Here is a 22,143-nt window from a genome sequence, read left to right as displayed (position 1 = left end):
TAGTCAATCCCCTGTGGACCCTGTGTCAACGACAGCCCCAGGAGCCCCTCCGCATTCTGGTGACGTGATGAGCACATACGTTTCACCCGAATCGAGAGAACTCCTTCATGGGTAGAACCTTCCGGATCCCCCTCGCCATGGCGGCCGTCGCTCTGCTGACCGCGCCCCTCCTGTCCGGTTCCTCCCTCACCGGCACGGCGACGGCGGCAGAGAGCACCACGACCACCACGACCGCGGCGGTCACCGCCGAGGCCGCCGCGGACCCCGTCTACGCCCGGCTCTACAACCAGGGCACCGGGAAGTGCCTCGCCGTGCCCGGCGGCGCCAGCGCGGAGGAGGGAGCCGAGCTGATCCAGTGGACGTGCAGCACGAGCGAGAGCCAGTACTGGGCACTCATCCCCGCGACGGGCGGCTACCAGGTGAAGAACCTGGCGACCGGCAAGTGTCTCGCCATGGCGAGCAGCACCAAGGTGCAGGGCGCCAACCCCATCCAGTGGACGTGCGACGGCGGTGACGGCGGCGAGCAGGTCTGGGCGCAGGACAGCAGCGAACGGCTGATGAACTACAACAGCAAGTTCTGCCTGGCCGTCCTCAGCACCGACACGACCAACGGAATCAAGCCCGCTCAGTGGACCTGCGGCGACAACAAGGATCAGCAATGGCTCTGGTAATGGAACAGCGGTCCTCGCGTCGGCCCCGGGTGGCCGTGCCGGCCGGGCTCCTCGGTCTCGTGGCCGCGCTGCTCGTGACCCTGCTCATCGCACCCGACCGCGCGTCCGCCGCGAGTATCTCCGCGCCGATGACGGCCTATCAGAACACGGCGACCGAGGGCGACGGGCCCCGCACCCCCGACATCATCAGCACCAGCGAGAACGACGCGGTGGTGGTCTGGCGGGAGGGCACGACCGCCTCGGTGATCACCGCCCCCGACAAGTCGGTCTTCGACCACGGGTACATCCGTTACTCGTACACCACCGACGGCGGCACCAGCTGGAGCCGGCCGCAGACGCTGGCGCAGGAGACCAGCGAATACTCCTGGCACTACGTCGAGCTCTACAAGACGGGCAACAGCATCATCGCGTACATGGGCAGGACCTCGCCCTCGGAGTACTCGGGCCTGCCGATCAACGCCATCGTCGCCAAGGAGAGCACCGACGGGGGGCACACCTGGCACGACTTCACCGTCAACCTGCCGCTCGCCGACCATGGGAACCTCGCCCTCGCCGGACGCCCGGTCCAGATGGCCACCGGAAGATACGTCATGCCGGTCTGGTGGACGGGCCGGCAGGTCGGGGCGCTGTACTCCGACAACCTCCAGACCTGGACGGCCGGCACCGCCGCAGCCAACCCGACCGCCTACCTGCCCGGCGAACCGCAGCTCGTCATCTCGCAGGACGACCCGACGAAGCTGCTCATGGTCGCCCGCAGCACGCCCGCCGACGGCACGTCGCCGACCTTCGCGTTGACGGCCGTCAGCACCAACGGCGGCGAGTCCTGGGGCGCCTTGAGCACGGACACCAACGTGCCCAACAACGATTCCAAGGGCTACTTCACCAAGGACAGCACCGGCCGGTACCTGACCATCTACAACACCAAGACGAACCCGATCCGGCAGGCCATGAACTACCGGACCAAGAGCCCCGGCGCGGCCTGGTCGAGCAGCAAGCTGTTCGCCGACCCCACCGGCCCCACCGACCCGACACCGGCCGGCACCGGCGCCGGCTGGGACACGTACCCGATGGGCGACGAGTACGCGCCCGGCAAGTACTTCATCGTCTGGGAGCACGACACCTCGGCCATCCTGGTGAGCAAGCTCGACATCTCCGACACCTAGGGCCATGTCCGGCGGATCAGGCCGGCTGCAGGACACGGCGCTCGCCAGGCGACCCGAGCGGGGTCTGGTGCGTGCGGCGGCAAGGCGGAGGAGACGCTGACATCAGCCGCTGCCGCGGCGGGCGACGCGATGGAGATCCCCCCGCGCGAGGTTGTTCGAGCGTGGGGGAGTCGGCGAGTGACGACAACGCAGCAGATATGCGTGCCAGGGCCCGCGACGCCGGCATGAGCCGCCGGACAGGCCCTAGGAGCGCAGCCCCCGCACCACGAGCTCCAGTACCGCCTCGAACTCCTCCTCCGCGCCCGGGAGTTCCCAGTCCCGGGCGTACCCGGGGTCGTGGAAGCGGGCCGTGGCCTGGAAGACGGCGCGGGCGGTGGTCGCCGGGTCGGGGGCGGTGAAGTCCCCGGCCTCGACGCCCGCCCGGATGATCCGCGTCAACTGGCCGAGAAGGTCGGCGAGATGGGTGTGCACCGCGTCGCCGCTCTCGCCCGCGAGGACCGAGTACGTGGCGAACAGCTCGGGGTCGCCGGCCGCCTTGTGGCGCTTGGCGGCGTAGAGGGCGGCGAGCCAGTCGCGCACCCGGGTCTCCGGGGTGCGGTCCCCCTCGGTGACGATGCCGGACAGGGTGTCCGTCGTACGGTCCAGCCACCGCTTCGTCACCGCTTCCCGCAGCGCCGCCTTCGTCCGGAAGTGCCGGTAGACGCTGCCGTGGCTGACCCCGAGCACGCGGGCCACGTCGACCACGGTGGCCTTGGCCGGGCCGTGCCGGCGCAGCACCTCCTCGGTGGCTTCGAGGATGCGCTCGGCGGTCAGGGTCTGTGGGGTCGGTGCCATGATCAGACCGTACCCGGCCCGGCGCTCACTGCTCGGTGCCGAGGTGCGGCATCTGCGCCGCCGGGTAGCGGGTGCCCGCGGCGGCGTCCGCCGGCACGGCCTCCTCGATCGCCGTCAGGTCGGCCCCGTCCAGCGTGACGTCCAGCGCGCCCAGCGCCTCGGTGAGCCGCTCGCGGGTACGGGCACCGACGAGCGGCACGATGTCCTCGCCGCGGGAGAGCGCCCAGGCGAAGGCGATCTGCGCGACGGAGACTCCCTTCTGCTCGGCGATCTTCCGCAGCGCCTCGACCAGGTCCAGGTTGTGCTGGAGGTTGTCGCCCTGGAAGCGGGGCGAGTGGGCGCGGAAGTCGCCCGGGGTGAACCGGTGGTCGCGGGTGACGTGGCCGGAGATCAGACCGCGGGAGAGCACGCCGTACGCCGTGACGCCGATGCCCAGTTCACGGGTGGTCGGCAGGATCTCCCGCTCGATGTCGCGGGTGATGATCGCGTACTCCAGCTGTACGTCGGCGATGGGCGCGGTGGCGGCGGCCCGCCGGATGTTGGCGGCGCTGGCCTCGCTGAGGCCGATGTGACGGACGTACCCCTTCTCGACCAGCTCCGCGACGGCGCCGACCGTCTCCTCGATCGGCACGTCGGGGTCGACCCGGGCGATCCGGTAGACGTCGATGTGGTCGACGCCGAGGCGCTGGAGGGAGTACGCGGCGAAGTTCTGGACCGCGGCCGGGCGTCCGTCGACACCGAGGAAGGCGCCGTCCGGGCTGCGCAGGGCGCCGAACTTCACGCTGAGCAGGGCGCGTTCGCGCAGGTCCGCGGGGGCCGTGCGCAGGGCTTCGCCGAGCAGGATCTCGTTGTGGCCCATGCCGTAGAAGTCGCCGGTGTCGAGCAGCGTCACACCCGCGTCGAGGGCGGCGTGAACGGTCGCGATCGACTCCGTGCGGTCCGCGTCGCCGTACACCGGGGACATGCCCATGCAGCCGAGGGCGAGGACGGAGACGTGGGGGCCGGTGGTTCCGAGGGTTCGGGTTCGCATCGTCATGCCCTTCACCATGACATGACAGCTGACAGATTTCAATATCTGTCAGCTGTCATTTGTCACGAAACCCGGGCAACAAAAAACGCCGAGCGGGCCTTTTCGGCCCACCCGGCGTTCCGGACGGATCTAAGCAGACCCGGCGAAGTCCGGTGCAGTACGGCAGCGCCCTGAAGGGGCGCGGGGAACTGCGCGACCAGCCCCCACCGGCCCGCGGTAAACGAACCGCATAACCAGCGGAGGGCTTAGGCGCCCAGCAGACGCCCGGCGAGGTACCCCTCGATCTGGTCGAGGGAGATGCGCTCCTGCTTCATCGAGTCACGCTCGCGGACCGTGACCGCGTTGTCGTCCAGGGTGTCGAAGTCGACCGTCACGCAGTACGGCGTGCCGATCTCGTCCTGGCGGCGGTAGCGGCGGCCGATGGCGCCGGCGTCGTCGAACTCGATGTTCCAGTTCTGGCGCAGCGCGGTCGCGAGGCCCTTGGCCTTCGGCGACAGTTCCGGGTTGCGGGACAGCGGCAGGACGGCCACCTTCACCGGGGCGAGGCGGTGGTCGAGGCGCAGCACCGTGCGCTTCTCCAGCTTGCCCTTGGCGTTCGGGGCCTCGTCCTCGATGTACGCGTCGAGCAGGAAGGCGAGCATCGCGCGGCCGACACCGGCCGCGGGCTCGATGACGTACGGAGTCCAGCGCTCGCCGGCCTCCTGGTCGAAGTAGGACAGGTCCTGGCCGGAGGCCTTGGAGTGCGCGCCGAGGTCGTAGTCGGTGCGGTTGGCGACACCCTCCAGCTCGCCCCACTCGTTGCCGCCGAACTGGAAGCGGTACTCGATGTCGGCGGTGCGCTTGGAGTAGTGGGAGAGCTTCTCCGCCGGGTGGTCGTACCAGCGCATGTTCTCCTCACGGAGACCCAGGCCGGTGTACCAGTTCCAGCGCTGCTCCATCCAGTACTCCTGCCACTTCTCGTCCTCGCCCGGCTTGACGAAGAACTCCATCTCCATCTGCTCGAACTCGCGGGTGCGGAAGATGAAGTTGCCGGGCGTGATCTCGTTGCGGAAGGACTTGCCCATCTGCGCGATGCCGAACGGCGGCTTGCGGCGCGAAGTGGTCTGCACCTGGGCGAAGTTGGTGAAGATGCCCTGGGCGGTCTCGGGGCGAAGATAGGCGATGGAGCCGGTGTCCTGCGTCGGGCCGAGGTGCGTGGAGAGCAGGCCCGAGAACTGCTTGGGCTCGGTGAACTGACCCTTGTTGCCGCAGTTGGGGCAGTTGACGTCCGCCAGGCCGTTCTCCGGGAGGCGCTTGTGCTTGGCCTCGTAAGCCTCCTCCAGGTGGTCCGCACGGAACCGCTTGTGGCAGGAGGTGCACTCGGTCAGCGGGTCGGAGAAGGTGGCGACGTGACCGGAGGCGACCCAGACCTCGGGGGCCAGGATGACGGACGAGTCGATACCGACCACGTCCTCGCGCGACGTCACCATGTAGCGCCACCACTGGCGCTTCAGGTTCTCCTTGAGCTCGACACCCAGCGGCCCGTAGTCCCAGGCGGCGCGCTGTCCGCCGTAGATCTCACTGCAGGGGAATACGAAGCCACGGCGCTTGCTCAGGCTGACGATGGTGTCGATCTTGTCGGCGGCCACGGTGCTCTCTTCATTACGACGACGGGCGACGAAGCGAGGATGCTTCAGAGCGAATGCTTCAGGTTACCGGCGGGGACTCCCCCTCAATCAAATCGGTTCGGACTGCGGACCCGCCCCGCGGGGTCTCACCCCCCTCTTACCCTGGCTTGTTGACAACGGTTTCCATAATTGTTGAAAATGACTGTCATGAACGTACGACGACAGCACATATCCAAGATCGCGATCGCGGCGGCCACCGCTCTCGGTCTCGGAACCCTGTCCGCCTGCTCCTCCGACAGCGCGGCCGCGACCAACACGGACAAGTTCGACGTCGTCGCGTCGTTCTACCCGATGGCCTTCCTCGCCGAGCAGATCGGCGGGAACCATGTGAGCGTCACCAGCCTCACCCAGCCCGGCCAGGAGCCGCACGACCTGGAGATCAGCGCCAAGCAGACCGCCGCGCTCCAGGAGTCCGACGCGGTGCTCTACCTCAAGAACCTCCAGCCCTCCGTCGACGACGCGGTGGCCCAGTCCGAGGTCAAGACGAAGATCGACGCCGCCTCCCTCACCTCGCTGGAGAAGCACGGCAACGAGGTCGGCGGCCACGCGGCCGAGCACGACGACCACGCGAACGAGGAACTGGCCGGCCTCGACCCCCACATCTGGCTCGACCCGGTGCGCTACGCCCAGGTCGCCGAGGGCGTCGGCAAGGCCTTCGAGAAGGCCGACCCGGACAACGCAGCCGACTACAAGAAGAACACCGCGGCCCTGGTGAAGAAGCTCGACGCCCTGAACACGCAGTTCGAGGACGGCCTGAAGAACACCAAGACCAAGGTGTTCATCACCACCCACGCCGCCTTCGGCTACCTCGCCGAGCGCTACGGCCTGACCGAGGAGGCCATCAACGGCCTCGACCCCGAGTCGGAGCCCAGCGCCGCGCGCGTGAAGGACCTTGAGAAGATGGCGAAGGCCGACGGCGTCACGACCGTGTTCTACGAGACGCTCGTCAGCGACAAGACCGCGAAGACCATCGCCTCCGACGCGAACCTGAAGACGGACGTCCTCGACCCGATCGAGGGCATCACCTCCAAGTCCCGCGGCAAGGACTACTTCTCGGTCCAGGAAGCGAACCTCAAGGCCCTGCAGACGGCCCTGGGAGCCAAGTGAGCAAGAACCGGAGGACGGCATGACCGAGCCCGTCATTTCCCTGCGCGGCGTACGCGCCGACCTGGGCTCGAGGCCTGTCCTGCGCGGCATCGACCTCACCGTGAACCACGGTGAGGTCGTCGCGCTGCTCGGCGCCAACGGCTCCGGCAAGTCGACCGCGGTGCGCACGATCATCGGCCAGGTGCCGGCCGTCGCCGGCGAGATCGAGCTCTTCGGCACCCCCAGGCAGCAGTTCCGCGACTGGGCGCGCGTCGGCTACGTCCCGCAGCGCACCACCGCCGCGGGCGGCGTCCCCGCCACGGTCACCGAGATCGTCTCCTCCGGCCGCCTCGCCCACGCCCGCTTCGGCATGCTCCGCAAGGCCGACCACGCGGCGGTACGCCGGGCCCTGGAGCTGGTCGGGATGGCCGACCGCGCGAAGGACTCCGTGAACGCCCTCTCAGGCGGCCAGCACCAGCGCGTCCTGATCGCCCGCGCGCTCGCCGCCGAGCCGGAGCTGCTGATCATGGACGAGCCGATGGCGGGCGTCGACCTGGCGAGCCAGGAGGTGCTGGCGCAGACCCTGCGGGAGCAGGTGGCGCAGGGCATCTCCGTGCTCCTGGTCCTCCATGAACTGGGCCCCCTGGAGCCCCTGATCGACCGGGCGGTCGTCCTGCGCGACGGCTGCGTCCTGCACGACGGTCCGCCCCCGAAGGCGGTCGGCCAGCACGCCCTCCCCGGCCATGACCACGTACACCCGCACGCGGCTCACGACGCCGAACCGATCCGGACGGGACTGCTGAGCTGATGGACTTCCTCGACTACGCCTTCATGCAGCGGGCCCTGCTCGCCGCCGTCCTGGTCGGCATCACCGCCCCCGCCGTCGGCATCTACCTCGTCCAGCGCCGCCAGGCCCTGCTGGGCGACGGCATCGGCCACGTGGCGATGACGGGCGTCGGCCTCGGCTTCCTGCTGAACGCCTCGCCGGTGTGGATGGCCACGCTCGTCTCCGTCCTCGGCGCCGTGGCCATGGAGCTGATCCGCTGGTACGGCCGCACCCGCGGCGACATCGCCCTCGCGATGCTCTTCTACGGCGGCATGGCCGGCGGCGTGATGTTCATCAACCTCGCGCCGGGCGGTTCCAACGCCAACCTGACCTCGTACCTCTTCGGCTCCCTGTCCACCGTCTCCGAGTCGGACGTGACGGCGATCTGCCTGCTCGCGGCCTTCGTGGTGCTGGTCACGATCGGCCTGCGCCGCCAGCTGTTCGCGGTGAGCCAGGACGAGGAGTTCGCGCGGGTCACGGGCCTCCCGGTGCGTGCCCTGAACCTCCTGACCGCCATCACGGCGGCGGTGACGGTGACGGTGGCCATGCGCGTGGTGGGCCTGCTGCTGGTGTCGGCCCTGATGGTCGTGCCGGTGGCGGCCGCGCAGCAGCTCACCCGGAGCTTCGCCGCGACCTTCGCCGTGGCGGTGGCCATCGGCGTGACGGTGACGATCGGCGGCACGGTGACGTCGTACTACCAGGACGTGCCGCCCGGCGCGACGATCGTGCTGCTGACCATCGCGGCGTTCGTCGCCATGACGGCGCTGGCGACCCCGCTGGCCCGCCGCCGCGCGCGTGCGGCGGCGGCCGCGCAGCCCGCCGGAGACCCGACGGAGTGCGCGATTCCGGCCAGTCGGGAGGCGGGCGGCAAGGTCGGCGTCTGACCGGGCACAGGCCGGGCTGGCACAATGGCCCGGCAGGCTCAGACGTCAGGCGAGCCGAAAGAGGAGGAACCGGTGACGACCGCAGGACCGCCCGTGAAGGGCCGCGCCACCCGGCAGCGGGCCGCCGTGGCGGCGGCCCTCGACGAGGTCGACGAGTTCCGCAGCGCGCAGGAACTCCACGACATGCTCAAGCACAAGGGGGACGCGGTCGGACTGACCACGGTCTACCGCACGCTCCAGAACCTCGCCGACGCCGGTGAGGTCGACGTCCTCCGCACCTCCGACGGCGAGTCCGTCTACCGCCGCTGCTCCACCGGCGAACACCACCACCACCTGGTCTGCCGGGTGTGCGGCAAGGCGGTGGAGGTGGAAGGTCCCGCCGTCGAGAAGTGGGCGGACGCGATCGCGGCGGAGCACGGGTACGTGAACGTGGCGCACACGGTGGAGATCTTCGGCACCTGCGCGGATTGCGCCGCGAAAATCAGCCCCTCCGGCGTTTGAGGAGCGGGGTCTGGGGCGGAGCCCCAGAAGGACGGGACGGGTAGGGGCGGCGGGGGCGAAAACCCTCTCGCGCACCCCGGCGCACCGTCAGTCCTCCGTCCGGCCCTCCATGGCCAGCAGCTCCTCATTGGGAATCGCCCCGCCGAAGCGCCGGTCCCGCGAAGCGAATTCCACGCACGCGCGCCACAGGTCGCGCCGGTCGAAGTCCGGCCACAGCACATCCTGGAAGACCATCTCGGCGTAAGCGCTCTGCCAGAGAAGGTAGTTGGAGGTGCGCTGCTCGCCGCTCGGCCGCAGGAAGAGGTCCACGTCCGGCATGTCCGGGTAGTACAGGTACTTCGCGAAGGTCTTCTCGTTGACCTTCGACGGATCGAGGCGGCCCGCCTTCACATCCTCCGCCAGCGCCTGCGCCGCGTCCGCGAGCTCGGCGCGGCCGCCGTAGTTCATGCAGAAGTACAGGGTGAGCTTGTCGTTGTCCTTGGTCTGCTCCTGGGCGACCTGGAGCTCCTTGGCCACCGACTTCCACAGCTTGGGCATACGGCCCACCCAGCGGACCCGGATACCGAGCTCGTCGAGGGTGTCGCGGGTCTTGCGGATGAAGTCCCGGTTGAAGTTCATGAGGAAGCGCACCTCGTCCGGCGAGCGCTTCCAGTTCTCGGTGGAGAAGGCGTAGAGGGAGATGTTGCGCACACCCATCTCGATCGAGCCCTGGAGGACGTCCAGCACGCGCTCGGCACCGACCTTGTGGCCCTCGGTGCGCGGCAGCCCGCGCTCCTTCGCCCAACGGCCGTTCCCGTCCATGACGATCGCCACATGCTCGGGGACCAGCTCACCCGGCAGCTTCGGCGCGCGGGCACCGGACGGATGCGGCTCCGGCGCCTTGTACTCGCGGCGCTGACGCCCCAGGAACCCGCGTACGACCATGGTGCTTCTCGTCTCCTCGTGCTTGCTTGCTAGGACTTTTCCACGTACCGAAGTGAACGCAGGCCGCGCTCCAGATGCCAGTGCAGATAGGCGGACACCAACCCGCTCCCCTCCCGCACATACCGCGGCTCGCTGGCGTCCGCGGTCTCCCAGTCTCCCGTAAGCAGCGCGGCGAGGAGTTCCAGGGCCTGTGGCGACGGTACGACACTCCCCGGCACCCGGCAGTCCACGCAGACGGAACCTCCGGCCGCGACGGAGAAGAACCGGTTCGGCCCGTCCATCCCGCACTTCGCGCAGTCGCTGAAGCTGGGCGCGTAGCCGTTGACCGCGAGGGAGCGCAGGAGGAAGGCGTCGAGGATGAGGTGCGGGGCGTGCTCGCCGCGGGCGAGGGTCCGCAGGGCGCCGACGAGCAGCAGATACTGCTGCACCGCCGGCTCGCCCTCGTGGTCGGTGAACCGCTCGGCGGTCTCCAGCATGGCCGTCCCGGCGGTGTACCGCGCGTAGTCGGCGACGATCCCGCCACCGTACGGCGCGATGGTCTCGCTCTGTGTGCACAGCGGCAGCCCGCGCCCGACCAGCTCGCTCCCCCGCGAGAAGAACTGCACGTCGACATGGGAGAAGGGTTCGAGGCGGGCGCCGAACTTGGACTTGGTCCTGCGCACCCCTCTGGCCACGGCCCGTACCCGTCCGTGACCGCGGGTGAGCAGCGTGATGATCCGGTCCGCCTCACCCAGCTTCTGGGTGCGCAGCACGATGCCGTCGTCGCGGAACAGGCTCATGGCCCCATTCTCTCGTACGGCAGCCCCTTCAAGGGACCTCACCCCGACTGCGGGCGTTGGCATACGCCGTCGCCGCGCTCAGCCGCTCGGCCGAGGTGGCGCCCCGTACGGCGCCGGGCTCCACGTCCCACTCCCTGCCCCCGCCGTACGGTCTCAGCTGGACGTAGGGCCCTTCGTGCCCCATGACGATCCCGACCTTTCCGCTGCGCGTATCCACGACGTGGCTGCCGACGGGGGGTTTCATTACCTCTCCTTAATTAACGACCGTAACGAACGCGACGCACAATTCCGAGTGGTGTGTGCGGTGCGCCTCCACCGTGCTCCCCGCTCTTTTCGAGTTTCACGCTTTGCATCTCCAGCGTGACCCGTTTTACCTACACTCGGCAGGAGTCTGTGCACTACAAGTGCGGGTCAGCGCTAGGGGGTTGGCTGTGGCCAACGGTTCGCGGCAGGCGGCTTGGGAGTTCTTCGGGACGGAACTCAAGCGACGGCGGGAGGATGCGGGGATCACTCAAGCGGAGCTGGGGACACGGGTCTTCGTTTCCGGTGGCTATATCGGTCAGTTCGAACAGGCGATCCGGAAGCCGCAATTGGACGTGGCAAAGCGGATTGACATGGAGCTACAAACCGATGGTTTTTTCGAGCGGCTGTGGCGGAAGCTCATCAAAGAACAGCGGTACGCGGATTACTTCGCCCACGCAGCAGAGCTGGAACGGCTGGCGACGACCATCTGCGAGTGGGCGCCGGCCGTGGTACCGGGTCTCCTGCAAACACCCGGGTACGCCCGTGCGATCTACCTGGCGAGCAACCCGCTTGTCGCCGACACCTACATCGAGGAGATGGTCGGCCTCCGTATGGAGCGTGCCCAGCTCCTCAAGGACGCTACACGGCCCGTGTATTGGGCACTCCTGCACGAGACGGTCCTGCGCGTCCCGGTCGGCTCCCCCGCGGTGATGGCCCAGCAACTGGACCACATCGCAGCGTTGGTGCGCAGCCGCCAGGTCCTGGTGCAGGTGCTGCCATTCTCGGCAGGAGCGCACCCACAGATGGGCAAGATGATGACGCTCATGGAGTTCGAGGACGCCCCGCCGACCGTCTATACAGAGGGCGTGCTTTCGGGGAACCTCCTGGACGATCCGGCCGTAGTGAAGCAGACACAGGCGGATTACGATCTGCTCAGGGCCGCCGCCGCATCACCGGAGGTGTCCCTGGCCCTGATCGAGTCGGCGGCGGAGGACTACAGACGATGCACGGGTACGACGTGACCAACGCCCGCTGGCGCAAGAGCACCTACAGCGGCGGCAGCGGCGGCGAGTCGTGCGTCGAGGTCGCCGACGGAGTCCCCGGCGTCGTCCCGGTCCGTGACAGCAAACTCCCCGCCGGTCCCGTGCTGTTGGTCGGGGCAGCCGCCTGGACGGAGTTCACGGGAGCTGTGGCTACTCGGCCAACGCCGTGATCAGGGTGTCGATCCTTAGGCGCAGGTCGCCGGAGTCGGCGCCGGCGACGAGGACGGACACCGTGTCGGGCTCGCCGTCGTCGTCCTCGGGGTAGGGCCGGGCGTACGCGAGGCTGACCCGCACGGCGTGGATGCTGCCTTCGAGTGGATAGGTGTACCAGGCGGCCACGTCCTCCTCGTCGTCGGTCGGTTCGATACCGAGGGCGATGGTGTCCCAGTCGGTGTCGTCGAACTCGTAGCCGAGGTAGCCGGAGAGCAGCTCGAGGAAGGTGCGGAGGTTCCGGCTGCGGACAGGGCCGTCGAGTTCGTGCGGGGCGGGGTTGTGGGCCAGTCCCCCGCTCACGGCGTGCCGGTCGCGGATCGTGACGTGCAGGCCGGCCCAGAGATCGAGCTGACGGACGGCACTCCTGGGGTCGTACGCGGCCTGGGGAAGCCGGGGGACGCGCTTGCGGCCGGTCGGATCCAGACGGTACGGAACCTCGAACGCGGCGCCCCAGCGGGCGAGTTCGGGGGCGTACCGCTCCTCCGCCTCCGCCTCGCCGATCCCCAGGTACTGCCCGATCTCCGCCCAGGACGCTCCCCCACGCTCGAACAACCTCGCGCGGGGGGACCCCCATCGCTCCCGCTCGTACACCACGGCTCGCACGAGCGTGCGTTCCGCGGCCTGCGTCAGCCGCACCGCCTCACTGACCCGTCCACCGAGCCCGGTGTCCACGTCGTTGCGCGTCGCCACGAGGGCATGCGCGGCGCCCGCGGTGTCCACGGCCTGCGAACAGAGAACGAGACGAGCGAGGTCTTCGCGGGAGTAGGCGGCGCGATCCGCGTCGTAGGGAGTGGTGGTGGGGAGTGTCACGCGGGTCAGGGTTCCATGCGGCCCTCGGAACGTCACCGGGTTTTGCGCGCAGCCCGGGCAGTCGGTACCAGCCGACCACGTCGTCCGGAACCCCGGCGACGTTCCCGAACCAGTCACAGCAAGCGCAGCCATGGGCGGGCAGGAGAGACATGGTGCCCAGTTAGACTCCGGCTTCCCCCGACCATCCTGTAGCCGCCCCGGAATGCGTTTCCGCTCTCACCTCGGAGATCTCCTCGCGTTCCACCCGGAATCGCCGCAAGAACCCCCGCTCTCCCTCAACTCACGTATGCATCATGAAAGTTGGGGAGCCATGACCAGCGGGGGCCAGCGTGGGAGTCGAGTACCGATTACTCGGGCCGGTCGAGGCCTGGTACGAGGGCAGGCCGTTGCGGATCGGTGGTCCCAAGCCGCGGGCCCTGCTGGCCGCGCTGCTGTTGCGGTCCGGGGAGGTCGTGTCCGCGGATGCGCTGGTCGACGTCGTGTGGGGCGAGGGCCCTCCGGGGACGGCCCGGGCGCTGATCCAGACGTATGTCTCGGCGTTGCGGCGCGCCCTGCCGGGGACCGCGTCGCAGCCGGCGATCGAGACACGGCCGCCGGGCTATCTCATCCGGCCCGGCCCCGGCGCCCTCGACCTCGTACGGTTCGAGGAACTGACCGGCGAGGGACGGCGCGCGGCCGGCGCCGGTGACCACGACACCGCCGCCCGACTCCTGCGCGAGGCCCTCGCATTGTGGCGCGGGCCCGCGCTCGGCGGGGTCGGGGAGGCCCTGTGGAGTGAGGCCGTACGGCTGGACGAGGCGCGGCAGGCGGTCCTGGAGGAGCGGATCACCGCCGAGTTGGAGTGCGGCACAAACACGGCCGAGCTCGTCACCGAACTCACCGCACTCGTCGGGGCGCGGCCCACCCGGGAGCGATTACGCGGCCAACTGATGCTCGCCCTCTACCGGTCGGGGCGGCAGGCCGACGCCCTCGCGGTGTACGGCGAGGGGCGTGCCGTACTCGCCGAGGAGCTCGGCATCGATCCCGGGCCGGAACTGAACCGGCTGCACGAGGCCGTCCTGCGGGCCGACCCCGCGCTGCTGCCGGCCCGGAGCACGGCCGCACCCAGCGCCTCCCCCGCCCGCCCCGTCTCCGTCCTCCCGCCCGCCATCGGTGACTTCACCGGGCGGGAGGAGGAGCTGGCCGAGGTCGTCGACGGCCTCACCGGGCCCCGCGAGGCCACCTCCCTGGTCGTCATCTCCGGGCCCGCCGGTGTCGGCAAGTCCGCGCTCGCCGTGCAGGCCGCGCACCGGGCCGCAGCCGAATACCCCGACGGCCGGCTCTACGCCGAACTGCACGGCTTCAGCGAGCCGGTACCGCCCGACGAGGTGCTCGGGCGGCTGCTGCGGGCGCTGGGCGCGGACCCGCCCGAGGGCACCGCCGAGCGCGGCGACCTGTTCCGCAGCCTCGTCTCCGGGCGCCGCGTCCTGCTGGTCCTGGACGACGCGGGCAGCGAGGCGCAGGTGCGGCCCCTGCTGCCGGGCAGCGCGAGCTGCGGGGTGCTGGTCACCTCGCGGGCCCGGCTCGGAGGCCTGGGCGGGGTCCGTCGTACCGATCTCGCCGTACTGGACGACATACAGGGGCTGGAGCTGCTGAGCCGGGTCACCGGCGAGCGCCGGACCGACCCGCGGGAAGCGGCCGCCGCCCGGCGGATCGTCGCCCTGTGCGGCGGGCTGCCGCTGGCCCTGCGGATCGCCGGCGCCCGGCTGGCGACCCGCAGGCACTGGACACCCCGCGTGCTCGCCGACCGGCTCGCGGACGAGCGCCGGCGCCTCGACGAGCTGTCGGTCGGCGACCTGGAGGTCCGCGCGAGCCTCGGCCTCAGCTACCAGGCCCTCGATCCCGCCGCCCGCACCGCACTGCGCCGGGTCGCCACCCTCGGCGCCTCGGACGTGGCCGCCTGGATGGTCGCCGCGCTCGTCGACGGGCCGGAGGACGAGGCGGAGGAGGTCCTGGAGCGGCTCGTGGACGCGCAGTTGCTGGACTGGACCGGGACCGACCCCGCCGGGCAGTCGCGCTACCGGGCGCACGACCTGGTCCGCGTGTACGCCGCCGAACGCGCGGAGGCGGAGGACCCGCCCGCCGTACGCAAGGCGGCGATGGGGCGTGCGCTGGGGGCGGGGGTGCGGCTGGTGGAGCGGGTGGCGCAGGAGGCGCCATCGGGGGTGGTGGTGCTGCGGCCGTATCTCGGGGGTCCGGCAGGTGTGAACCGGTCCACGGGCGGCTCCCCCGATCCCTTCGCCGACGTCGGCCCCGAGACCGCCCGCCGTGCCCTGGCGGATCCCTTCGCCTGGTTCGAGGCCGAGGCCGATGCGCTGGCCACGGCGGTGGAGCGGGCGGCCGGGTACGGTCTGCACTCGCTCGCGTGCGCGGCCGCCGCCGTGCTGTGTTCCTCTTCCTTCGCCATGGGAAACCGCTTCGACGCGTGGTGGCGCAGCCATGATGCCGCGCTCGCCGCCGCGCGGCGGGCCGAGGACCGTGGCGGGGAGGCGCTGCTGCTCATCGGGCTGGGGCAGTTGCGGTACGAGCAGGACCGTTACGCGGAGGCCCAGGAGTACTTCGGGCAGGCCGAGCGGCTGTGTGCGGAGGTCGGCGACCCGCACGGTCATGCCGCCGCCCTCGCCGGTCTCGGCAGCAACAACCGGGAGACCGGCGAACTGCGCGCCGCCGACGAGGCCCTCGCCCGTGCCGCCGCCGGCTTCCGCGACCTCGGCGACAACACCGGCACCGGCCTGACCTGCCGGTTCGCCGGCTCCGTACGGCTCGAACTCGGCGACCACGAAGGTGCGTTGACGTTGCTCGACGAGTCACTGCGGGCATACCGGCGGCTGGGCAGCAGACGGGGAGAGGCGCTCACGCTGCGCACGCTGAGCCTCGTACGGCGGTCGATGGGGACGTACGAGCAGGCCGAAGCGCTGGCCGGACGGGCCCGGGAGATTCTCGTCGCGCTGGGCGATTCCCTGATGGCGGCGTACGCGGGGCGGGCCCGGGCGAAGGCGCGGCTGCGGATGGGCCGCGTCCCGGAGGCGGAGGCCGAGCTGCAGGACGTGCTGGGCGTCTGCCGCACCCAACAGGACCGTTTCGGCGAGGCGTTGACGGTCCGCACGCTCGGCGAGTGCGCGCTCGCCGACGGCCGCCTGGGCGAGGCGGAGGACCTGCTGACCACCGCCGTCGCCCTGTGGGACGTGCTGGGTCTACGGCTGCCTCGTGCCCGTACGCTGCGCGACCTGGCGGCGACGCGTGAGGCGTCGGGCGACACGGTGGGGGCGGCCGCGTTGCGCGCGGAGGCCATGGAGGTCTTCGTCGCGTGCGCGGCACGGGAGCGGTACGAGCCGTAGAGGCCCGGAGTTGCAGAGAACTTACAGCGGCTTGCGCAAGCCTGGTCGGTGTCGGGGGAATCGCCGACCGGCCGGGTGCAGGGGCACTCGGCCGGTCCGCGCTCCCGGAGGAGCAAACAGCCACTGTCCCAGGGGGGAAGCCCCGGGGAGCGACCGTCACCGCACCGGTCCTCCCCGGGGTCCAGTCGCGCGGCCGTACGACGAACACCATCACCTGAACGACCGGAAGACGACGCATGCCCCCGATCATCCTCATGAACGCCCCCGAGGTCGCCCGCATCCCCGTCGAGGAATGCGGTGAGCCCCTCGCCGATCTGCGGGAGTTGCCCTTCGTGACGGTGGACCCCCGGCAGGCCGACCCGGCCGGGGCCTACGCGAGGGTGCGCGAGGGTGTCGCCTGGCGGCTCGCGCGGGCGGCGCGGCTGCTGCCCGACGGGGTGCACCTGCTGGTGACCGAGGGGTACCGGCCGCTCGAGCTGCAGATCCGGTACTTCGAGGAGTACGCGGCCGAACTGCGCCGGGCCCATCCCGACTGGCCGGAGGACCACCTGCGGACCCAGACCAGCAGATCCCTCTCACCCCCGGAGATCGGGCCGCACGTGGCCGGCGCCGCCGTGGACGTCACCCTGTGCACCGCCGCCGGGGAGGAACTCGACCTCGGCACGCCTGTCGACGCGAGCCCCGAGGAGAGCGACGGCGCCTGCTACACCGACGCACCGGGCATCGACGAGCGGGCGCGGGCGAACCGCCGTACCCTCTGCGCGGCACTCAGCACGGCCGGACTCGTCAACTACCCCACCGAGTGGTGGCACTGGTCCTACGGCGACCGCTACTGGGCGCTGCTGACGGGTGCCCGGACCGCCCTGTACGGGCCGACGGGCCTGGACGGGTAGCGGCGTCAGTCTTTGTCGGGGCCCTCACACTGCACGGACGGGCTCTTGTCCGGCCAGGCCGGGGCATCGAAGCGCACCCTCGCCAGTAGGTGGTCGACGGCCGGGCGCAGGGCCAGGACAGCCGAGTCAGCCGGCTCGGGGTGCGCTCGACCGCGCCCGTGACGGCGCCACGACCGCGGAGCCCACCGAAACCGGAGAACTGCCGCTGGTCGCCTGGTGGCAGCCCCAGACCGAGCGCCCAAGGCCGGTCATGCGGAGGAGCGGGGGTGGTTCTGGTCGCGCCAGGCCCGAGGCGAGATTCCGTATGCCTGTTTGAACACCTTGCTGAAGTGGGTCGCGTCCATGAAGCCCCACCTTCGTCCTATCGCTGCGATGGTCCGCAGTCGGCCGTTCGGGCCGGCCAGCTCTCGCCTGCATTCGGCCAGGCGGCGTGTACGGATCCAGTCTCCGAGACTGATGCCCGACCGGGACAGCACAGTGTAGAGATGACGCACGGAGATGCCGTGTGCGGCGGCGATCCGTGCCGCCGACAGATCGGGATCAGCCAGGTGCGCCCGGATGTACTGAGTGACCCGCAGGCTGAGTGTCGCCTCCAACGGCCCCTTGGCCAGGCTGGAGTTGCCGTGCTGGGACGTCAGGACGGCGCGGAGGAGTTCGACGCTGGGTTCCACGACGGCGTCGGCGTGCACGCCCTGGTGCAAGTCGTCGTCGACGGCCAGTTGGGAGAAGTAGGTGAAGGCGAGGCGCGCAATGGGGTTGTCGGATCCCAGGGGGACCGCGGTGATGTCTCGTAGCAACCGGTCGGGGAGCGCGAGTGCCGCGCGGGGGAAACGGATGAAGTGGTAGTCGACTCCCTCGTCGAAGAGAAGTGTGTAGGGAGCGATCGATTCGTAGACGACGAATTCCCCCGGCCTCAGCAGGCACTCGCGACCGTTCTGCACCACCACGCTGCTGCCCGTCATCTGTACACCGAGAGTGACGGCCGGCTCCTCGTCCTCCCGGGCGAGCCGCTCCGTCCGACGGAGAGCGACCGCGGTCGCCCGCGCCGAACAGACCCTGATGGGCCCCACGGTGCCGAGCCCTATACGAACGGAGATGTCCTCAGCCGGAGGACGGTGGTCGATATCGACCGCCACCATGGATTCCCACACCGCGTGCCGGATCACTTCCTCCCGGTCCTGCGGCGGTATGAACGCGGTGTCCAGGACCGGGCTCATGAGGCAGACCCTCGTCTACGTCGGTCACAGAGTCGGCCTGGCAGTACCTCGGCCCGTTCCCCCACAAGTCACCCCTCGACACGCACAGTTCCTGACATCAGTCTGGCGGGATTCCCTCTCGCTGCACAACGGCTTCGACGGGCGCACACAGGGCCCTCACCTGGTGCGGCGCCACCTTGAAGCGGTGCACCACTGACAAAGATCCCTGCACGGGTGACAAAGTCCGAAGCTCACGATGACCCTAAGGTCCATGGACGAGGCCGGAGAAAGGGGCGTCACACACCCGCGTCACGAGCCTTGTCCAGGCCGTCCTCTGCCTGCATCACGCCAGCTCAGACCGAGGATGGAAAAGGCTCACCGTCTTGTCGCGGGAACGCCATAGCCGCACACACGACTTTTTCCGCCACTGGCATCCCATATGCCCCAGCCAGCGTCCTCCCGGTCTTTCCGATGACGCCGGTTTCGTACCCGAAGGAGAAGCCATGTCATCGTCCAAGGTTCTCAACCGCCTGCTCCGCCGGGCCGCTGTACCCGTAATCGCGTCCGGCCTCGCGTTCGGAATGAGCGTGACGCTCGCCGGCCCCGCTGCCGCCAGCGGTTCCTACAGCGGACGTGCCTACATTTACGGCCCGGTCGCGGGAACGATGACGGACGACTGGACCGACGAGGGCGTCGTCAACGTCGCCACCCACCGGTCCTCGAATGTGACCTGCCTCTGGCAGACCATTCTCATGGCGGATGGCTACCTGTCCGCCTCTGGCGTCGACGGCATCTTCGGCGACCAGACTCATGCCGCCACTGTCAAATGGCAGAGGGACCGCGGGCTCGTCGCCGACGGCTCGGCCGGGAGAGACACCTGGACCAAGGCCGGTACGAAGCTCACGGACAACGGGTCCGACAGTGACGGGTACCGGTACGGCGGGTACAACGGCACGAAGTTCTGGTTCGCGGTCCGCCGCAGCAACTCCACCGGCAACTGGGGCTTTTACGAGGAAGGCGGGATCTTGAGGAGTGCCGCCTACAACTCCAGGACCTGCAGCTGACCCCTGCCCGTGCACGTACCCGGCCACGACGAGGCCCCGCCAGACCGACATCGGTACGGCGGGGCTTCCGCAGTCGTCGCGTCGGCCTCAGGCGGCGAAAGCGGCGCCCTTGACGGCCGACACGAACGCCGACCACGGTACAAGGACAGGCACATCGGAGGCGAGTGTCACGGACGACCGGCTCCTGAGGATCAGAGGCGCCACCGGGGCCACCCTGACCTATGACCGTGGGGTAAACCCCCGCAACGACAGGGCTGTTGGCCGGATGGGGCGTTCGTCAAAGATCCGCGAGGCTCGTTCACATGAAGCCGACCACGCAAAGTCTCGCCCTGATCGCCGCCGCCTCCGGCATCGTCTTCGGTGTAGTCACTCCCCTCACCGCGTCGGCCGCCGACGCGCCCGCGCCGCTGAAGTGGACCAAGTGCGAGGGCAGTGGGCTCGACCCCCGCCAGCAGTGCGCGACCCTCGAAGTCCCCATGGACTACGCCGACCCCGGCGGCCGGACGATCGGCATCGCCGTCTCCCGGATCCCGAGCGAGAACCCGGACGCCCGGCGCGGGGCGCTGTTCCTGATCCCCGGCGGGCCGGGCGGGTCGAGTCTCAACAACCCTTCGGGGAAGGGGCAGAAGCTGCCGCAGAGCGTGCGGGACGCCTACGATCTCATCGGGTTCGCACCGCGTGGCAACGCTCCCTCCACATCGGTCGATTGCGACCTGGAGCACGCCGACCTCGCCCTCACGAAAACGCGCCCCTGGCCCGCCCCGGACGGATCCGTCACCGAAAACATGACCACCGCCCGGCGCGTGTCCGACGCCTGCGCACGCAACGGCGGTGAGCTGATGCGGCACATCAGCACCAAGAACAACGCCCGCGACCTCGACCGCCTCCGGGCCGCGCTCGGCGAGCGCAAGGTGTCCGCGTGGGGCGTCTCGTACGGCACGTATGTCGGTGCCGCCTACGCCGAGATGTTCCCGCACCGCACCGACCGCTTCGTGCTGGACAGCAACGACAACCCCGACCCGGTCCGGGCGGAACGCGCCTGGCTCGCCGCCTACGAGGTCGGCGCCGAGGACAACTTCCCCGAGTTCGCCAAGTGGGCGTCCACGCCCGGCAATCCGGACCGCGTGGCCACCTCGGCCGCCGAGGTGCGCTCGCTCTTCCTGCGCCTCGCCGCCCGCCTCGACCGTGAGCCGATCCCCTGGCCCGGCGCCAATCCGGAGGAGCTGAACGGCAACGTCCTGCGCCAGACCATGCTGAACAGCCTCGTCGACCCCGACGACTACCCGACCCTGGCCAAGCTGATGCTGTCCGCACAGCAGGGCACGGTGCCGCCCGCGCCCCCGGCCCCGCCGGAGGCTGTCCTGCAGAACGTCCTCGCGGTCGGCATCGGCACCATCTGCAACGACGCCGAGTGGCCGAGTGACGCCGCCGTGTACCAGAAGGGCGTCGCCGAGAGCCGCGCCAAGTACCCCCTCACCGCCGGCATGCCCCGCAACGCGATGATGTGCGCCGCCTGGCCGTACGCGCCCCAGGAGCCGCCGGTGAGGGTCACCGATCGGGGCCCCTCCAACATCCTGCTCGTGCAGAACGAACGGGACGTCAACACCCCGCTGAGCGGTGCACTGAAGCTGCGCGAGGCCCTGGGCCGACGTGCCGTCATGGTGACCGTGAACTCCACCGGCCACGACGCCTACTTGGCCAACGGCAACGCGTGCGGAGACGCGGCGGTCTCCCGTTTTCTGGCCACCGGTGAGCGGCCCGGCGCGGACCTCTACTGCCGCTGACGCGCCTGGCAGTAGCTGCGGGCCACCGCGTGGAACGCCTCCTTCGGCTCCCAGTGCCAGTCCGAACGCGGGTCGTCCGGGCGGTCCTTGATCGCCTTGGTGATGCTGTAGCTCGCCATGTCGAGGTCGTAGCGCGGATTGTCGGCCCGGTGCGGGGCATCCGCGGTGACGAACTCGAAGGCCATCGCCGCGTACAGGTTCATCGACTCGAAGACGTCCAGCAGGTCGGTCAGGTAGGCGGCCTGGGTGCGTTCGCTGCGGACCGGGTTCCCCTTGATCTCCGGTGGGTCCTTGTCGTAGTCGACGATGTCCCAGCCCATGCCGCCCGCTTCGGGGGCGCCGACGAAGGTGCAGGTGCCGAACTCGGTGATGGCGAGGGGCTTGCCCCAGCGGAGGTACTTCCTCAACTCCCTTGTGTAGTCCGCCTTGTTGGGGAGGTAGGAGTAGTAGTCGATGCCGACGACGTCGAAGAGATTCCAGTCGACCTTGTCGTCCTGCGCGGCGGCGTAGCTCAGGCGGCCGTGGAAGACGGAGCGGCCCACCTTGGCCGCCTTCGCGGTGAAGCGGTCCAGGAGGCGCTGCATCTTCTCCCAGTCGACCGTGCCGTTCTGCAGGTTCTCGATGCGGTCCAGGACCGTCTCCCCCGGCACGATCCCCGGCACGAACAGCCAGAACTCGCAGCCCACGCTGAACTCGACGCTCGCGCCCTGCCTTCGCAGCCGTTCCGCGAACCGGCCGGTCTCCGCGAGGTGTTCGAGGATGTCCCGCTCCGGGACGTCCCCGAGGGTCGGCTGGAGCCAGACGTGCAGTCCTGCTTCGGCGGCCTCGGCAGCGGTGGCGGTGAGGCGTTCGACGCCGTCGCCGGTGACGTCGACGGTGTCGGCGTGCAGGTCGTCGCGGATGGCGCGGATGTCCGCCCGCATGCGGGCGGCGCTCCACCCGGTCGCCGGCGTCTCGCCCTCCCCGACGGTGTAGACGACACCCCGGCGGGTCAGTCCCCTCTGGCCCCTCAGTGCCGCCCGTTGCGTCGCCTGTGCACCGTGAGCCGGTAGTAGCACCGCACCGGCGAGCCCCAGTGCCGCCGCCCCGGCCAGGAACTGCGCCCGATTGATCCCCTTGGTGTTCTCCATACGGCCACTGTGGCGAGCGCTCACC

The 22,143-nt window shown here is 70.0% G+C and carries 21 protein-coding genes; 12 read left to right on the top strand and 9 right to left on the bottom strand.

Annotation, left to right across the window (positions count from 1 at the left end):
- Window positions 1-107: 107 nt before the first annotated feature.
- The gene (locus IG08_RS0149090; RefSeq protein WP_052425248.1) at window positions 108-671 is read left to right on the top strand and encodes an RICIN domain-containing protein; all 564 of its coding nucleotides are present in this window, start codon (window positions 108-110) and stop codon (window positions 669-671) included.
- Entirely contained in the window at window positions 659-1,834 is a 1,176-nt protein-coding gene (locus IG08_RS0149085) for a sialidase family protein (protein ID WP_078656052.1), read from the top strand. The genes IG08_RS0149090 and IG08_RS0149085 overlap by 13 nt, the downstream gene beginning before the upstream one ends.
- Window positions 1,835-2,077: 243 nt before the next feature.
- Here IG08_RS0149085 and IG08_RS0149080 read toward each other — a convergent pair whose 3' ends face one another.
- The 3 genes from IG08_RS0149080 to IG08_RS0149070 all read right to left on the bottom strand — a co-directional run bounded on the left by IG08_RS0149080 (window position 2,078) and on the right by IG08_RS0149070 (window position 5,326).
- Window positions 2,078-2,668, bottom strand: a complete 591-nt coding sequence (locus IG08_RS0149080; protein ID WP_030620018.1) for a TetR/AcrR family transcriptional regulator — start codon at window positions 2,666-2,668, stop codon at window positions 2,078-2,080.
- A 25-nt stretch (window positions 2,669-2,693) separates the two neighbouring features.
- Window positions 2,694-3,704: an aldo/keto reductase gene (locus IG08_RS0149075; protein WP_030620015.1), complete on the bottom strand. Its 1,011-nt coding sequence runs from the start codon at window positions 3,702-3,704 to the stop codon at window positions 2,694-2,696.
- 239 nt (window positions 3,705-3,943) lie between these two features.
- Window positions 3,944-5,326, bottom strand: a complete 1,383-nt coding sequence (locus tag IG08_RS0149070) for a glycine--tRNA ligase (protein ID WP_030620012.1) — start codon at window positions 5,324-5,326, stop codon at window positions 3,944-3,946.
- Window positions 5,327-5,512: 186 nt separating this feature from the next.
- Here IG08_RS0149070 and IG08_RS0149065 point away from each other — a divergent pair, with 186 nt between their 5' ends.
- From IG08_RS0149065 to IG08_RS0149050, 4 genes are all read left to right on the top strand, one after another.
- Window positions 5,513-6,472, top strand: coding sequence for a metal ABC transporter substrate-binding protein (locus tag IG08_RS0149065; RefSeq protein ID WP_030620009.1), 960 nt, complete (start codon window positions 5,513-5,515; stop codon window positions 6,470-6,472).
- 19 nt (window positions 6,473-6,491) lie between these two features.
- Window positions 6,492-7,259 (top strand): metal ABC transporter ATP-binding protein, encoded by a 768-nt coding sequence (locus tag IG08_RS0149060; RefSeq protein ID WP_030620006.1) that lies wholly within the window; start codon window positions 6,492-6,494, stop codon window positions 7,257-7,259.
- A complete protein-coding gene (locus IG08_RS0149055) occupies window positions 7,259-8,161 on the top strand; it encodes a metal ABC transporter permease (RefSeq protein WP_030620004.1) in 903 nt (300 codons plus the stop codon). The genes IG08_RS0149060 and IG08_RS0149055 overlap by 1 nt, the downstream gene beginning before the upstream one ends.
- Window positions 8,162-8,233: 72 nt before the next feature.
- A complete protein-coding gene (locus IG08_RS0149050) occupies window positions 8,234-8,662 on the top strand; it encodes a Fur family transcriptional regulator (RefSeq protein ID WP_030620002.1) in 429 nt (142 codons plus the stop codon).
- 87 nt (window positions 8,663-8,749) lie between these two features.
- On the opposite strand, the gene IG08_RS0149045 is transcribed toward IG08_RS0149050, so the two are convergent.
- The 3 genes from IG08_RS0149045 to IG08_RS0149035 are packed head-to-tail and all read right to left on the bottom strand — an operon-like array spanning window position 8,750 to window position 10,609.
- Complete coding sequence (locus tag IG08_RS0149045; protein ID WP_030620000.1) at window positions 8,750-9,586, bottom strand: isoprenyl transferase; 837 nt, start codon at window positions 9,584-9,586, stop codon at window positions 8,750-8,752.
- Between the two features lie 29 nt (window positions 9,587-9,615).
- Window positions 9,616-10,365: a DNA repair protein RecO gene (recO, locus tag IG08_RS0149040; RefSeq protein ID WP_030619999.1), complete on the bottom strand. Its 750-nt coding sequence runs from the start codon at window positions 10,363-10,365 to the stop codon at window positions 9,616-9,618.
- Window positions 10,366-10,393: 28 nt separating this feature from the next.
- Complete coding sequence (locus tag IG08_RS0149035; RefSeq protein WP_030619996.1) at window positions 10,394-10,609, bottom strand: hypothetical protein; 216 nt, start codon at window positions 10,607-10,609, stop codon at window positions 10,394-10,396.
- Window positions 10,610-10,796: 187 nt separating this feature from the next.
- Here IG08_RS0149035 and IG08_RS0149030 point away from each other — a divergent pair, with 187 nt between their 5' ends.
- Window positions 10,797-11,630 (top strand): helix-turn-helix domain-containing protein, encoded by an 834-nt coding sequence (locus IG08_RS0149030; protein ID WP_030619993.1) that lies wholly within the window; start codon window positions 10,797-10,799, stop codon window positions 11,628-11,630.
- Window positions 11,612-11,821 (top strand): DUF397 domain-containing protein, encoded by a 210-nt coding sequence (locus tag IG08_RS0149025; RefSeq protein WP_030619990.1) that lies wholly within the window; start codon window positions 11,612-11,614, stop codon window positions 11,819-11,821. Before IG08_RS0149030 ends, IG08_RS0149025 begins: the two co-directional genes overlap by 19 nt.
- Here IG08_RS0149025 and IG08_RS62050 read toward each other — a convergent pair.
- Complete coding sequence (locus IG08_RS62050; protein WP_052425247.1) at window positions 11,802-12,674, bottom strand: hypothetical protein; 873 nt, start codon at window positions 12,672-12,674, stop codon at window positions 11,802-11,804. The two genes, IG08_RS0149025 and IG08_RS62050, sit on opposite strands and share 20 nt — an antisense overlap.
- A 329-nt stretch (window positions 12,675-13,003) precedes the next feature.
- Between IG08_RS62050 and IG08_RS0149015 the strand changes: the two genes are divergently transcribed.
- Window positions 13,004-16,051, top strand: coding sequence for an AfsR/SARP family transcriptional regulator (locus IG08_RS0149015; protein WP_030619983.1), 3,048 nt, complete (start codon window positions 13,004-13,006; stop codon window positions 16,049-16,051).
- 236 nt (window positions 16,052-16,287) lie between these two features.
- Entirely contained in the window at window positions 16,288-16,944 is a 657-nt protein-coding gene (locus IG08_RS0149010) for a M15 family metallopeptidase (protein WP_030619980.1), read from the top strand.
- A gap of 248 nt (window positions 16,945-17,192) precedes the next feature.
- On the opposite strand, the gene IG08_RS0149005 is transcribed toward IG08_RS0149010, so the two are convergent.
- Window positions 17,193-18,161, bottom strand: coding sequence for an AraC-like ligand-binding domain-containing protein (locus IG08_RS0149005; RefSeq protein ID WP_030619977.1), 969 nt, complete (start codon window positions 18,159-18,161; stop codon window positions 17,193-17,195).
- A 482-nt stretch (window positions 18,162-18,643) separates the two neighbouring features.
- On the opposite strand from IG08_RS0149005, the gene IG08_RS0149000 reads away from it, so the two are divergent.
- On the top strand, window positions 18,644-19,204 hold the full coding sequence (locus tag IG08_RS0149000) for a peptidoglycan-binding domain-containing protein (protein ID WP_052425246.1): 561 nt from the start codon (window positions 18,644-18,646) through the stop codon (window positions 19,202-19,204).
- A 302-nt stretch (window positions 19,205-19,506) separates the two neighbouring features.
- Window positions 19,507-20,988, top strand: a complete 1,482-nt coding sequence (locus IG08_RS0148995) for an alpha/beta hydrolase (RefSeq protein ID WP_030619970.1) — start codon at window positions 19,507-19,509, stop codon at window positions 20,986-20,988.
- Here the strand turns inward: IG08_RS0148995 and IG08_RS0148990 are convergent.
- Window positions 20,976-22,118 (bottom strand): abortive infection protein, encoded by a 1,143-nt coding sequence (locus IG08_RS0148990; RefSeq protein ID WP_030619967.1) that lies wholly within the window; start codon window positions 22,116-22,118, stop codon window positions 20,976-20,978. The genes IG08_RS0148995 and IG08_RS0148990 overlap by 13 nt on opposite strands.
- Between the last annotated feature and the right edge of the window lie 25 nt (window positions 22,119-22,143).

The organism is Streptomyces fulvoviolaceus (genome assembly GCF_000718165.1).
Classification (GTDB): domain Bacteria; phylum Actinomycetota; class Actinomycetes; order Streptomycetales; family Streptomycetaceae; genus Streptomyces; species Streptomyces fulvoviolaceus.
The sequence above is the reverse complement of the archived record's forward strand: the minus strand, read 5'-3'. Positions and strand labels throughout refer to the sequence as shown.